The organism is Nocardia transvalensis (assembly GCF_015477765.1).
In the GTDB taxonomy this organism is placed as follows: domain Bacteria; phylum Actinomycetota; class Actinomycetes; order Mycobacteriales; family Mycobacteriaceae; genus Nocardia; species Nocardia transvalensis_A.
This window is the reverse complement of record NZ_JADLQQ010000015.1, coordinates 133,325-146,751: the sequence shown is the minus strand read 5'-3', so window position 1 is coordinate 146,751 and position 13,427 is coordinate 133,325. Positions and strand designations below refer to the sequence as shown.

The window sequence follows — 13,427 nt, the reverse complement described above, 5'->3', positions numbered from 1 at the left end:
CGAACGTGAATGTCCGCTCAACTAAATACGTTGCGGAACAAGGGACTTCATCGCCTCTGAGAGTCGTGCATCGAGGTGCTGAGCAGGCACCCACGCTGGGCGCCGCGCCACCGGGACCGCATCGAGCTATCCAGGGCCTCGGGGATATCGTCACGCGGCACGGTGTCGACGTTGTTATCGAGCGGATCTCGCAGTTGCACGCGGACGGCAACCACCATGCCGCCTCTTGCATCGGCTGGGAGCTCGTCCATCTCGACGTTGACGCCCCCGTGGCCGCCCCAGAAGATGCCCAGGACATCCAGGACATCCAGGACGCGGCGACCCGTCTGTTCATGGACCCGGCCGACGAGACCATCGCTCTCGAGGTGGTCACCCTGCTCGCGGCCCGCTTCCCAGTGATCGCCGTCCGCCTCGGCGATCACACCATTCCACAGCTCCGGGGCCGGGAGCTCGAGCCGCCGCACTCGGCACCGGACCCCAGCGATGCCCCACCGGAGGAGACTCCGTGATCACCACAGACCTGCACCGCACAGACCTCGTCCGCATGTCGCTGCCCACACCGCCGTGCCCGCGGTGGTGCGAACGGCCCGACGGCCATGGATGGGAGGACGACGTCGGAACCCAGGACTTGTTGCGTATCCACCGGCGCACCATTCCCATCGCCGGGACCGATCACGGCAGCCTCATGCTGCTCGCCATCGAGCACCGCGGTACCGCTGGCGTCGAGCGCAGCCCGACCAAGTACGTCGTCGACACCGGCGCGGCCGGTGACTGCGAGCTCGACGCAGCCGGCGCTCAGGGCCTCGCCGCAGCCCTTACCGCCGCCCGCGCCTTGACCACTCAACCGCCGTAGAGCCTGCGGCGAACCGCCGAAGTCCATCAGATTGACCGACACCAAGTTCGCGAGAAACCACGCATCCGCCACCAGGGTTTCGGCGGAGAAGGAAGACACATCGACGACGGCGACCACCGACGAGACGGGACTCCTTCGTAGGGGAGAAAGGACCACCCGAATGCACAGCGAACTGCTCCACCTCGACCCCGCGCATACACCGCTCGGGATCGCCGAGCCCGTCAGTCGGGCTCACTCCCATCACGTCACCACCACGGCAATGATCGCCGATGAGGGTGATTTCGAGGGCGTCTCCCGCGTCGGCCGGCGGAGCGGGAGACGCCCTCTTGGTGTGATCGTGGCCGCATGCGGCCACGGAAAACTTCGCCGACCTCGACGTCGCGGTCGAGGAGTACTCTCTCCGGCCACTATGACCGCGATCACAGCTCGCAGTGACCGGAAAGCAATCCACACCGGCACGTGTCGACCGGCCGGACACCCACGGTCGCGCCGCCGGTGGTTATCGTCCTCGTCCCCGGAGGCCCCCGCGACCACCCGGCCGTGCCCGTGTTCCTCGTTCCCGATCAGGGAGGCCAACGATGCCTGACACCATGACGCTGTTGCCTCGTTCCCGCAGCCGCAACGGCGCCCGCCAGGCGTCGCAGGAACTGGGCGCGATGAACCCCGTCCCCAACCCCCGCCCACGCCGCCGCCCGTTGTTCCTGGTGATGGCCGTCGCGATGTGCGCCCTCGCCATCGTCTTCGCGGTGACCCTGGTCAACAAGAAGAACGACCGCCAGGACGTGCTCGTGCTCGCCAAGGACATCCAGCAAGGGCACGTCATCACAGCCGCCGATCTGGCCACCGTCCACGTCAATACCGACGCTGGTCTGCACGTCGTGCTCGCCGCCGACCAGGCGCGCGTGGTCGGGAAAACGGTCTCCACGAACCTGCCGGAAGGCACCCTGCTCAACCCCTCCTCCCTCACCGACGGGGTCCTGCCCCCGAAGGGCAAATCCCTGGTCGGCATCACCGTCGCCCTCGACAAGCTGCCCGCGACCGCACTGATGCCCGGCGACATGGTGCAGCTGGTCGACACACCCCGGGATCAGGACTCTTCACCGGTGCAGGCACCGACCACCAGCAACGCCCAGGTCGTGCAGGTACGCCCGCTGAGCGAGGGACAGAGCGGGCAGGTCACCGTCGACGTACTCGTCCCCGACGGCGAGGCGAACTGGGTCGCGGGCCGGGCGGCCACCCACCGGGTGGCGATCGTTCTCCAGACCAGGGAGCGCTGACATGTACCTCGCGCTCACCGCGGCGTCCGGATCACCGGGCGTGTCGACCACCGCGCTCGGGCTGGCGCTGCAGCGCCGCCCGCCCAGCTACACGATGCCCAGCTACACGCTGCTCGTGGAAGCCGATCCGGTCGGCTCGTCACCGACCCTGGCGGGATTCCAGCGCGGGGCTGTCGTGCGCGACAAAGGCCTCGAGAACCTGATCAACCCGCAGCGGTTCGGCGACCTGCGCACTTCCATCGGCAAAGAGGTCTTCGTGCTGCCCGGCACTGCGGTCAGCGTGCTGCCCGGACTCAAGCACGCCGGCCAAGTCGAAGCGATGCGGTCGACCTGGGCACCGCTGGCGCAGCAGTTGCTGCGCTACTCCGTCGCCGACCCCGACCAGGACAGCCCCCCGCAGACCGTCATCGTCGACGCCGGCCGGATGGGTCATGACGCGGGCCCGATGGACCTGATGCGGCAGGCCGACCTGATCGGCATCGTCGTCCGCCCCACCCTGGCCCGCATCGCGGCCCTGAAATCCGCACTCACCCCGTTCAAGCGCGATCTCACCGCCCGCCGCGCCCGGGCCTGTATCGGCCTGATCGTCATCGGTTCCCGCCTGACCGTCGGCACCGACACCTATTCCGCCCGCGAGATCGCCCGCGCCGTCGACCTCGAGCTGATCACCACGCTGCCCGACCTGCCGCGCGAGGCCCGCATGCTCTCCGACGGCGCCTCCGTGCCGCGCTGGCGCCCGCAGCGCGCGCTCTACCTGCGCGCCCTGCACCGGGCCTGGAACGACATCGAATCGTTCACCACCACTCACCGGCCGCCCTGGCTCGACCAGCAGACACCGCTGGACGCAGTCGGCACTCCGACGGCCCCGGCCATGGCAGGAGGTGCCCGCCGATGACCACCCCGCCCCCTGACCGCAGCCTGTCCTCCCTGCTCCGCCCCGGCCACCCCAACGGCAACGGCGCCCCTCCTGCGGGTCCGCGCCGCGACCTAGCCGCCCTGCTGGGCGGCGGCGCCGATCTCCGCGACTACACCCCGCCGCCGCCGAACTGGCACGACACCCTCGACCGGCTCGCCCCCCGACCCACACCGCCACCGGACCTGGCCCCGTCGCCGGACCCCGCCCCGCCGCTGTGCGAGAACCCGGGGGAGGACCTGCGCCGTCACCTCGATCGTGCACTGGTGCGCCGCCTGCGTGAGGACGTCTCCAAACAGTTGTCCGAGCGTCGCCGCGAACGCGACGCCCAGGCGGCCGACCCCGACAATCCGCACGTCACCCTCGCCTACACCGATGCCGAACTGGAGGCCATCGGCACCACCTTGGTCGAGGAACGCGTCCAGCAACACATCTACGACATCGTCGAACTCGGCGACGCCACCCCCAGCCTCGCCGAGCAAAAAGCCCTGGTGCGGGCCGTCTGCGACAGCCTGTTCCGGCTCGGCCCGGCGCAGCCGCTGGTCGACGAACCCGACGTCGAAAACGTCTTGCACACCGGCGGAGCCACCACCGTGATGTACGGCGACGGCCGCACCGAGCAGCGCCCGCCGATCTTCGCCAACGACCAGGAAGCGATCGACTGGGTCGTGTTCCTCGCCAACCGGGCCCCCGGCGGCGGTCGGCCGTTTTCCCCGGCCAACCCGGCACTGCGGCTCAACCTGCCGGGCAACATCCGTCTGTCGGCCCTGGGCTGGGCCGTCGAGGGCGGCGTGTCGATCGCCATCCGCAAACACCTGCACAAGGGCATCACCACCAGTCGGCTGGTGGAGATGCAGGTAATGCCCCACGAACTCGCCGACCTGCTCACCGCCGCCACCCTGTCCGGCTGCTCGGTCATCGCCAGCGGACCCATGGGTGTCGGCAAGACGACCCTCGTGCGGGCTCTGGCCGCCACGCTGCCGACACAAACCCGCATCGGCACCGCTGAATTGGTGCGGGAACTGTATCTGCACGAACTGCCCGACCGCGCCCCGTACGTGGTCTCCGCCGAGGTCATCACCGGCGGCGGCGAACGCAACGAATTCACCGACGCACTTAAAGGGCGATTCGATCTGCACCAGATCCTGCAGGAATTCGTCAGCCAGCAATTGGACCGCGTCATCGTCGGCGAGGTCGCCGGCCGCGAGATTCTGGCGATGTTCAAAGCCATGCAAATGGCCCGCGGCAGCTTGAGCACGGTGCACGCCTACACCGCCCGCGGCGCCATCGACCGCCTGGTCACCCTGGCGCTGGAAGAGCCCGGCGTCGACGAAACCTACGCCGTCCGCCAGGTCGCCGCCCACATCCAGTTGATCGTTCAAATGAACACCCACTGGGCCCGCGCCGCCGACGGCACCCTGCGCTCGCATCGCCACGTCAGCGAGGTCGCCTGGATCGAACCCGGCGAAGACGCCCGCCCGGCCATCACCATCCTCTACCGCCGCCCCCACCCCCATGCCCGGCCCCGATGGGGCAGCCTGCCCCCCGCGCTGCGTGAACGGGTCGAACCTTACGGCTTCGACCCCCGCCGCTGGCACGTGTTCGACCTCGACCAATCCTCGGAGGCGCCCTGATGTACAGCCTCGGAGCCATCGGCATCGTTCTGCTCGCCGCCACTGCCATCTGGAGCTTCTGGTACGGGTGGCGCGATCGCCGCGACCCCGCCCGCCCACGCCGCCGCGCGATCACCCGCATCCCGCGCACCACTCAATTACGTCTGCTCGCTGGCCTGGTCGCCGGCAGCCTCGCCTGGATCACCACCGGCTGGTTCCTGCTCGTTCCCCTCGCCGCCGCCGCGGCTCTGTTCGTCCCCAAACTGATCGGCCGCCGCGCCGCCGACCGGGAGATCGCCCGCCTCACCGCCCTCGAAGAATGGCTGCGCACCCTCGTCGGCGTCCTCGACACCGGCAAGGGCCTCGAACAGGCCATCATCCTCACCCGCAAATCGATCCCCCGTGAGCTCGAACCCGAACTGTCCGCGCTCACCGCCCGCCTGGCCACCGGCGTCGATACCCAGCACGCCCTCGACGAATTCGCCGACTCGCTCGACGACGCTACCGGCGACCTTGTCGTCAGCGCGCTGAAAATCTCCGCCAAACTCCGCGCCAGCGGCCTACCCAAGGCCCTGTCCGACTTCGCCGACAGCGTCGCCGAGGACGTCCGCGACCGCCGGCAGGTCGAGGTCGACCGCCGCGGCCCCCGCACCCAGGCCCGCCTGGTCACCCTCATCGTCATCGGGTTCCTCATCTACCTGTTCGCGGCGACCGACTACATGGACCCCTACCGCGCCCCCGGCCTGCAACTGGTCCTGGCCGGCCTGCTCGCCGGATTCGCCGGACTCCTGCTCTACATGCGCCACCTCACCCGGCCCATCCGCCCACCCCGCTTCCTGCGCGACCGCACACCCGAACAACCCCGCCACTGGTGGACCGCCCTGATCGACCCGGCCGCCACGCCACCCACCCGAACTTCGTCCCCAAGCTTGGACGCCGCCCTTCCCGACCGCACGTCAGGAGCGCCGTCATGACCACCCTCCTCGGCACCGCCAACACCCGCCCAGCCCCGGCCACCCCGATCCCCGACGCCGTCGTCGAGGACACCGCGACCGCCGCCTGGTTCACCGACCGCCTCATCGTGGAAGCCGGCCCCGGCACGGTGGCCTGGCGGTGCGCCCGCGCCCGCGACGCCACCCCGCAACAAGCCCGCCGTCTCGCCGACATTTTCGCCGTCGCCGCCCACGCCGCCGCCGGGCAGCCCGTGTTGTGGCACGAATACCGGGCACTGTGTCACGGCCCCCGCCCCTATCCGGTGTCGCCCGCCATCAGCATCTGGCACCGCGCGCCGTGCCCGCAGTCCGGATTCGACGTCGTGCAATCCACCTTCGACCTGGAATACCTGCACGAGTGGACGAACGCCTACAGCGCGGCCGGGCGCGTGGTCATCATCGAATCCCGAGTCTGGACCGCGCTCACCGAGCACAGCCCGTGGACCCGCTGCCCGGCGTTGCCCCCGCTCCCCACCGGGAGGTGCCGACCGTGAGCATCCAGACGCAAGCCATCCTCGCCGGCCTCGCCGCCGGCTTGGGCCTCACTCTGCTCCTCGCCTACCTGGCTCCCGCCCCGCCGGCGCTGCGAGACGCCCTCGATCGCCTGTCCGGCAAGCCCGCCACCGACCCCCTGGGAGTCACCGCCCCCGCCGACGCGCCGCAGACCCGGCTTCAGGCATGGACCCTGCACGCGGGCCGGCTCGCCTACCCGTGGCTGACCCGCCACCATTGGCTGCGTATCCCCACCGAGGACCTGGCCATCCTGCACCGCAGCACCCCCCGCTTCCTCGGCGACAAACTGCTCTCCGCCGCCGTCGGCCTGATCGCCCCCAGCGTCCTCAACGCCGCCGCCACCGCCTCCGGCACCGGCCTGCCCTGGCGCCTGCCCGCCCTAGTCGGCATCGCCGCCGCCATCGGCCTGTTCTTCGTCCCCGACCTCGAAGTCCGCCGCCGCGCTGCTGCCGCCCGCGAAGAACTGCGCCGCGGGCTCGGCGCCTACGTCGAACTCGCCGCCCTGTGCCGCAACGCCGGCATCGGCGTCACCCAAAGCCTCGAAATCGCCGCCCGCGTCGCCCACACCTGGATGTTCAACCTGCTGTGGGAGGCCCTCACCCAAGCCTCCTATTCCGGGAAACCCGCCTGGACCGCCCTAGAGACCGTCGGCGGCGACCTCGGGGTCCCGGAAATGTCCGACATCGCCGACATCATGGCGATCTCCGGCGCCCACGGCACCTCGGTCTACAAGCAGTTGCGCGCCGCCGGCGCCAACATGCGCAACGAACGGCTCGCCGCCGAGCAAGGCGACGCCCGCAGCGCGACCCAGAAGATGAGCGCCCCCATCGCCGGGCTGGCCGTGCTCTTCTTCGTGCTGCTGCTGATCCCGGCCCTGCACAACATCCTCAACGGCTGACACGGAAAAGGAGAAACAGCCATGCCTACCACCGCACCGCACCGCCTCACCGCGGCGCTCACCTTAACCCTCACCCTGAGCGCGTTGGCTCTGCTCGCCGCACCCGACCGAATCGCCGACTGGACCCGCACCAGCCGCGGCCGCGGCGACGTCGTCGGCTGGGTCATCCTCGCCGCCGGCGCCGCCGGCATCGCCATCATGATCATCGGCTACCTCCAGCCCAAGGTGCAGGAATACCTCAACCGCATCCAATAACCCAACGGCACAAAGGATTCGCACATGGAACACCTCATCCCCTACCTCGTCCTGGCTCTCGGACTCGGCATGGGCGCCCGCGGTCTATGGCTGCTCATCACCCTGCTCCGAGACCGGGACCAGGGATGAAAGCTCCACGGCGCAGATCCGCAAAGCGTGGAGGGAGAACCACCATGCATACCGCCACCCACACCTGGATACTGCTCGGCGCCTTCGCGGCGACGATCGTCGTCGGCCTCATCCCCACCCGGCTTCCGGACGCCACCACCCGCGTCCTGTACCTCACCGGGCTCGCCGGGATCCTGGTCACCGCCGCGATCACCCTGGTCACTCACGTGCTCCCCGCCGACGCCCTCGCCCCGCACCCGTGACAAGGGCCGCCGCCATGTGCACGAACCCGACACCCACCCGCCGACCCGGCCGCCGCATCCGCGCCTGGGCCCGCGCCACCCGCGGCCGCGGCAGCGTCGTCGCCTTCGCCATCCTGGCGCCGATGGCGATCATCCTGCTGCTCATGGGCATCGAAGCCGCCCTGTTCTACCACGCCCGCAGCCTCGCCGTCGCCGCCGCCGAGGAAAGCCTCAAACAGGCCGCCTCCCAATACGGCAACCCCGCCGCCGGCACTGCCGCCGGATACGCCTTCATCGCCGCCTCCGGCCCCGGCGTCCTGCAAACCCCCGTCGTCGTGGTCACCCGCGGCCCCGCCACCGCCACCGCCTCGATCACCGGCAAACCACCCACCCTGCTGTGGTTCTGGCACCCCGTCGTCCACGTCGACCTGGCCCGCCCCGTCGAACGCATCACCACCCCGGGGGTGCCGACATGACGAAACCGTATGCCGCACACGCCATGTCCCGCGTTCGTGCCCGAGCTCGTACGGCCGCGGCGTGGGCGCGCACCACCCACGACCGAGGTAGCCACGCCGTCGAGTTCGTCATCATCACCCCGGTCGTGCTGCTGATCATCGGCGTCATGATCGTCGCCGGGCACGTCTACTACGCCCACCAGAAGGTCGAACACGCCGCCGACGAAGGCGCCCGCGCCGCCTCCATCGCCCGCCCCGCCATCTTCGCCGCCGACCCCGCCGCCCGCCGGGCCGTCGAAGCCGACATGAAGGCCCAAGGCCTGGTCTGCACCGGCAAACACATCGAGATCGACACCGCGGCATTGCATTTCGACCCCGGCATCCCCGCCATGGTCCGGGTCACCGTCACCTGCAACATCGAACTCAACGTGCTCGCCATCCCCGGCATCAGCGGCCACCGCACCATCACCTCCACCGCGATCTCACCCGCCGACACCTACAGGGAACGCGTCCGATGACCACCGGCGAACCCACCCCCCGCGCCCTGATCGCCGCCACCATCGACCGGGCCGGCGACCGACTGCGGCTGGCAGCCACCTGGATGCGCGGCACCGCCGCCCGCGGCGCGTACGTACTGTGGTGGTCGCTGTCCATGTTCGCCCTCGCCGTCATGCTCGGCCTCGCTGTCGACGGCGGCGGCAAAGTCCACGCTCGCCAGCACGCCAACCTGGTCGCCGAACAGGCCGCCCGCACCGCCGGCCAGCAGGTCGTCCGCCCTCTCGGCATGCGCGGCATCGCCGCGGTCAGCGACCCGCTGCTCGCGCAAGGCGCCGCCCAGGCCTATCTCGCCCTCCACCCCGACGTGCACGGCGTCGTCATCCCCACCGGCCCCACCACCCTGACCGTGATCACCAGCGTCGTGTATCAGCCGAAAATCCTCGGCTTCATCGGAGTCGGACCCCAACCGGTCGAAGGACGCGCCGTAATCACCCTCAACCGCACCAACAACGGCCTAACGGGGTTCCCATGACCAGCGGCAACGAGAAAGCAACACCCGCCCAGAAACCGATCGTCGGCAAACCCGCGGTCGTAGTCGGACTGGCGGGCTGGGGCGCTTTGACGTGGCTGACGTGGACCAGCCCGACGAGCATCGACCAGCGTGCGGCCGTGACCGCACTGCCCGTGCTGGTGGCGCTGTCCGCCCTCGCCGCCGAAGACTTCCTCGACGAGCTGCTGTTGGTCGCGTGCAGCGCCATAGCGGCGATAGGCATCGCTTTCTCGCTAGGTCCGGCGGCCGGAACCTGGCTGACCGGCCAACACACCCCGACGTCCGCACCTTGGGCCATCTGGATTTCCATTGCCGCATTGACCATCCCAGTGCTCGTTCGAATCCGCAGATCCCTCTCCGAAGGCCGGAGCACTGCGACGATCACTGCCGAACAGTCGACGTGGTGAACAGAAAGGGACAACACCTCATGCGCACACCGATCGTCACCCTCGCCACCACACTCACCGCGACTGCGCTGATCGCCGGCTGCGGCGGCGGAACCAACCACACCACCGACCTCACCGGCGGCGACAAGTCCACTGCGACCACCACCGATGCCACCGACCCGAAGAACACTGCGGCGGACCAGACGATTGCGGTAGTGGAACGATACTTTCAAACACTTTCCCGGCTCGACGCCGACTACACGGTTCCAGTAGACGCGGCCGACGATGTCGCATCCGGCGCCGCGCTCAACACGGTCAAGGCCGACGTGACCGTGCGCCGTTCGAAAGGAATCACGATCACCGGCGACATCAAGGTCGTCGGCACGAAGGTCACCGACGTGCGCCTGACCCCGCCACCGGCAACGGTTCAGGTCAGGGCGTGTGTCGATACCTCCAGCCGGGACGCGAAATATCCCGACGGCTCTAGCGCCAACGCGGCCAACCGCGTTCCGCGGCAGATCACACAGTTGACAGTGGAAAACCCAGCATGGCCGGACCCCAAAGGATGGCGCGTTGCTGTGGATGCAGGAAATAGAGGCGGTGAGGCATGTGAATCGGCGTAAGCACGGGCGCATCGCCAGCGCGGCAGGAGTCCTGTTGGTGACTGCCACATGCGTCGCGGGACAAAGCTCGGCAGACCCTGGCGGTGTCGTAGTGTCGCCGCAACCGAATGGAAACTACGGCGTAGGCGTCTATGCGACAGACCCTGGATCACCTGGCGCTCCACCCCAGTACACGGACGCGACAGCAGGTCAAGGCCAACCCGCTTCACCGGACACGAACCAATGGACGGAATGGTCGAACGCTGGAACGCCATATATCTGCAATCCCCAGACCTGCATGCTGCCCGCACGCGTTCCGCCGGTGCCCCAGGCTATTGCGGACCCGTTGACGATCGCGCAGGAATTGGTGACCGGGATGCAAATCCGGCGGATCGCCATCGGCATCGTTCCAGAGCCCGACGACACGCCAGGGGGGCGTGTGGGGTTGATTGGCATGCCAGTGTGGTTGTGGGACCAAACATTGCCACCGGACTCGGAACATACGCGTGGACCGATTACTCGGACCGTGACGACCGGATCGTTGACAGTCAGCGCTACTGCCGTGAACACCGCGATTGTGTGGGATCTAGGTGACGGTGGGCTACCAGTGGTTTGTCCTATGCCAGCCGTGAACAACATGCCGTACCTGGACATATACCAGGACCTTCCACCACTCACGGGGTGTGGCCGAGCAGCTCCGGGCTGGCAGAAGACCTCGATAGACGAGCTTGACCAGAGGTTTTCCGTGTCGGCGGCGAGTCTATGGCTCGTGACGTGGAGTGCTTCCGGCCCCGGTGGAACGGTGGGCGGGGCGTTCCCGCTGATTCCAATCGCCACGACGCATGTTCGGGTCGGAGAAATGCAAGTGTTGGGGGCAAATTGACAACGAAGCCTGAACTCCTGCCGAACGTGTTAGTTGATGAATGGCATCCAACACGTAACCCACTCGCGATCACCGACATGTCCTGCAGGAGTTCGCGAAAAGTGTGGTGGCGCTGTCGCCGATTCGGGCACGAATGGCAGGCCCGGGTCGCTGACCGAGTAAAGGGAAGCCGCTGCCCGGTATGCGCAAACCGTCGGCTTCTCCCTGGGTTCAACGACTTGGAGACAACACGGCCGGATATCGCTGCGGAATGGCATCCCAGCAGGAATCAGGCACCACCATCTAGCGTCATGGCGGGCACCCAGGCCATGGTGTGGTGGTGGTTGTGCCCGAACGGGCACGAATGGCAGGCAAGGGTCTATGACCGAACCAAGGCCAAGAAGAGCCTACAATGTCCGATCTGTTCGGGGTGGCGAATCGTCGCGGGCCTCAACGACCTGGCGACACTGCACCCCGATCTTGCTGTGGAATGGCATCCTGATCTGAATGACTTGGCAGCCAGCGAGATTGCGCCACACAGCACCCGAAAGGTGTGGTGGCGGTGCCACCACGGACACGAGTGGCAAGCGACAGTAGGGAACCGTTCCAAGACTAATGGCACCGGTTGCCCAGACTGCGCTGGCCGCCGCGTTATTCAAGGCGTAAACGACCTGGAATCCGTCAACCGGACATTGGCACTCGAGTGGCATCCCACCCGCAATGACCTCAAAGCGAGCGACGTTCACGCTGGCACCCATCGAAGGGTGTGGTGGCGATGCGGTCGGAACCACGAATGGCAAGCCAAAGTGGTAGCCCGAGCACGAGGAACAGGATGCCCGATATGCGCAGGTCAGAAGGTCCAGGCCGGATGCAATGATCTCGCATCGAACTGGCCAAAGATCGCCGAAGAATGGCATCCCACTCGAAACCGGATGGCCCCATCGGAGGTAGCCGCCAACAGCAATCGACAAGTGTGGTGGCGGTGCTCGTCGGGGCACGAGTGGTCAGCGATCGTGGATAGCCGGGTCAGGAAGGGCCACGGGTGCCCGGTGTGCTCAGGCCGCAAGGTCGCGGCGGGTGTCAATGATCTTGCGACAACCAACCCAGACCTTGCGTCGGAATGGCATCCAACTCGGAATTCCATAGCGGCGCACGAGGTTTACCGGGGAACTCCCCAGAAGGCATGGTGGCGATGCCGGGCGTACGGCCATGAGTGGCAGTCGTCGATTCGTGATCGGATCCGGCAGAACCAGGGGTGCCCGGTCTGTTCGGGCAAAGCGGTCCTGGCGGGGTTCAACGATTTGGCGTCGCGGCTCCCGGATCTGGCCTCGGAATGGCATCCGCACCGGAACACGGTGACCGCGCAGCAGGTGACGGTCGGTAGTAGGCGGCGGGTGTGGTGGCAATGCTCGTCGGGGCACGAGTGGGAAACGTCGGTGTCCAACAGGGCGCTCGGCGGGTGGGGATGCGCGCAGTGCGTCGAGTGGGGGACATCGAAGCGGGAGCAGGCCATCTGTGCGTTGGTGGCTGCGGAGCTAGGTGTCGTGTATTCGGGTGGGCCGGTCCGGGTGCCGGGCTGGCGCGGTCCGGTGGACCTGGTTGTTCCGGACCTTCGGGTACTGGTCGACTTCGACGGCTGGTACTGGCATCGCGAAAAGGTGGAGATCGACCGTCGCAAGACGATGGCGTTGTCAACGCGAGGCTGGGTCGTCGTGCGGATCCGCGAGTCCAGCCGCGGGAACATCCTGCCCGATGTTGGTGGCATACGGGTCGATTGTCTGGAGACGGAATCACCGGAAACGGTTGCGATGCGCGTGGTTTCGGTGATTCGTGGTCGTTGTCCGGAGGAGGAGGTCTGCTGATGAAGCCAGATTTGTTGGATCTGTAATTGCGCTCAGCCGTTCGAACTGCCGGACTCAGGAAAGGGGAAGGCACATGAAGGAGTCAGATCGGTGGACCCCGGGATGGTCACGAGAGGCACATACCTGGATCGATCCGTGGTCGTTCGAGGTCGTCCAGGACCTGCTGATCGAGGCGGCCGCGGTCGGCTGGGACGGGTTCGTGGTGGCCTCGGATCTTCCGCATGCGCTGCTCGTCGACGATGTCGATGGCCTGCTGGATGAACTGTGGACCTATGTGCGCGGGCGGTACCGGCGGCTGTGGGAAGGGCAGACGGTGTCTGTCACCCCGATCCTGCTGATTGTCGGTGCCGGCACCTATGCCGCCGATCGGCGCATCGAGTACATCTCCCGGTGGGGCCATGCCGTTGATCTCCACCTCGCCGTGGACTATCGCGTGGCCGCGACCGAGCAGGGCCTCGTGTTGTGCGACCGCATCGCGGGCATGCGGCGCGGGCCGGCGGCGGTTCGTCCGCCGTTGACCGCGTGATCGGAGATCGGCGATGGGCTGG

The 13,427-nt window shown here is 67.9% G+C and carries 17 protein-coding genes and 1 pseudogene; all 18 read left to right on the top strand.

What is annotated here, in order from left to right:
* The first annotated feature begins 65 nt into the window (after window positions 1-65).
* The 18 genes and pseudogenes from IU452_RS34585 to IU452_RS34505 all read left to right on the top strand — a co-directional run bounded on the left by IU452_RS34585 (window position 66) and on the right by IU452_RS34505 (window position 13,405).
* Complete coding sequence (locus tag IU452_RS34585; RefSeq protein ID WP_195113463.1) at window positions 66-509, top strand: hypothetical protein; 444 nt, start codon at window positions 66-68, stop codon at window positions 507-509.
* Window positions 506-853, top strand: coding sequence for a hypothetical protein (locus IU452_RS34580; RefSeq protein ID WP_195113462.1), 348 nt, complete (start codon window positions 506-508; stop codon window positions 851-853). The genes IU452_RS34585 and IU452_RS34580 overlap by 4 nt, the downstream gene beginning before the upstream one ends.
* 578 nt (window positions 854-1,431) lie before the next feature.
* Window positions 1,432-2,130 (top strand): SAF domain-containing protein, encoded by a 699-nt coding sequence (locus IU452_RS34575; protein WP_195113461.1) that lies wholly within the window; start codon window positions 1,432-1,434, stop codon window positions 2,128-2,130.
* A gap of 1 nt (window position 2,131) precedes the next feature.
* The gene (locus tag IU452_RS34570) at window positions 2,132-3,025 is read left to right on the top strand and encodes a hypothetical protein (RefSeq protein ID WP_195113460.1); all 894 of its coding nucleotides are present in this window, start codon (window positions 2,132-2,134) and stop codon (window positions 3,023-3,025) included.
* Window positions 3,022-4,677, top strand: a complete 1,656-nt coding sequence (locus IU452_RS34565; protein ID WP_195113459.1) for a CpaF family protein — start codon at window positions 3,022-3,024, stop codon at window positions 4,675-4,677. Before IU452_RS34570 ends, IU452_RS34565 begins: the two co-directional genes overlap by 4 nt.
* On the top strand, window positions 4,677-5,630 hold the full coding sequence (locus tag IU452_RS34560; RefSeq protein WP_195113458.1) for a type II secretion system F family protein: 954 nt from the start codon (window positions 4,677-4,679) through the stop codon (window positions 5,628-5,630). The genes IU452_RS34565 and IU452_RS34560 overlap by 1 nt, the downstream gene beginning before the upstream one ends.
* Window positions 5,627-6,142: a hypothetical protein gene (locus IU452_RS34555; protein WP_195113457.1), complete on the top strand. Its 516-nt coding sequence runs from the start codon at window positions 5,627-5,629 to the stop codon at window positions 6,140-6,142. Before IU452_RS34560 ends, IU452_RS34555 begins: the two co-directional genes overlap by 4 nt.
* Window positions 6,139-7,059 (top strand): type II secretion system F family protein, encoded by a 921-nt coding sequence (locus IU452_RS34550; protein ID WP_195113456.1) that lies wholly within the window; start codon window positions 6,139-6,141, stop codon window positions 7,057-7,059. The genes IU452_RS34555 and IU452_RS34550 overlap by 4 nt, the downstream gene beginning before the upstream one ends.
* 21 nt (window positions 7,060-7,080) lie before the next feature.
* Window positions 7,081-7,314: a hypothetical protein gene (locus IU452_RS34545; RefSeq protein WP_195113455.1), complete on the top strand. Its 234-nt coding sequence runs from the start codon at window positions 7,081-7,083 to the stop codon at window positions 7,312-7,314.
* 173 nt (window positions 7,315-7,487) lie between these two features.
* Window positions 7,488-7,685, top strand: coding sequence for a hypothetical protein (locus tag IU452_RS34540; RefSeq protein WP_195113454.1), 198 nt, complete (start codon window positions 7,488-7,490; stop codon window positions 7,683-7,685).
* A gap of 14 nt (window positions 7,686-7,699) precedes the next feature.
* Window positions 7,700-8,140 (top strand): TadE/TadG family type IV pilus assembly protein, encoded by a 441-nt coding sequence (locus tag IU452_RS34535; RefSeq protein ID WP_195113453.1) that lies wholly within the window; start codon window positions 7,700-7,702, stop codon window positions 8,138-8,140.
* Entirely contained in the window at window positions 8,137-8,637 is a 501-nt protein-coding gene (locus IU452_RS34530; RefSeq protein ID WP_195113452.1) for a TadE/TadG family type IV pilus assembly protein, read from the top strand. Before IU452_RS34535 ends, IU452_RS34530 begins: the two co-directional genes overlap by 4 nt.
* Window positions 8,634-9,149 (top strand): pilus assembly protein TadG-related protein, encoded by a 516-nt coding sequence (locus IU452_RS34525; protein ID WP_195113451.1) that lies wholly within the window; start codon window positions 8,634-8,636, stop codon window positions 9,147-9,149. The genes IU452_RS34530 and IU452_RS34525 overlap by 4 nt, the downstream gene beginning before the upstream one ends.
* Window positions 9,146-9,574, top strand: a complete 429-nt coding sequence (locus IU452_RS34520) for a hypothetical protein (RefSeq protein ID WP_195113450.1) — start codon at window positions 9,146-9,148, stop codon at window positions 9,572-9,574. Before IU452_RS34525 ends, IU452_RS34520 begins: the two co-directional genes overlap by 4 nt.
* 20 nt (window positions 9,575-9,594) lie before the next feature.
* Window positions 9,595-10,176 carry a hypothetical protein gene (locus IU452_RS34515; protein WP_195113449.1) on the top strand — a complete coding sequence of 194 codons (582 nt, stop codon included), beginning with the start codon at window positions 9,595-9,597 and terminating at the stop codon, window positions 10,174-10,176.
* A 741-nt stretch (window positions 10,177-10,917) separates the two neighbouring features.
* Window positions 10,918-12,273, top strand: a pseudogene (locus IU452_RS39715) (zinc-ribbon domain-containing protein); the annotation flags it as partial.
* A gap of 45 nt (window positions 12,274-12,318) precedes the next feature.
* On the top strand, window positions 12,319-12,879 hold the full coding sequence (locus tag IU452_RS38725) for a zinc-ribbon domain-containing protein (protein WP_228819252.1): 561 nt from the start codon (window positions 12,319-12,321) through the stop codon (window positions 12,877-12,879).
* Window positions 12,880-12,952: 73 nt separating this feature from the next.
* Complete coding sequence (locus IU452_RS34505) at window positions 12,953-13,405, top strand: hypothetical protein (protein WP_195113447.1); 453 nt, start codon at window positions 12,953-12,955, stop codon at window positions 13,403-13,405.
* Window positions 13,406-13,427: the final 22 nt, after the last annotated feature.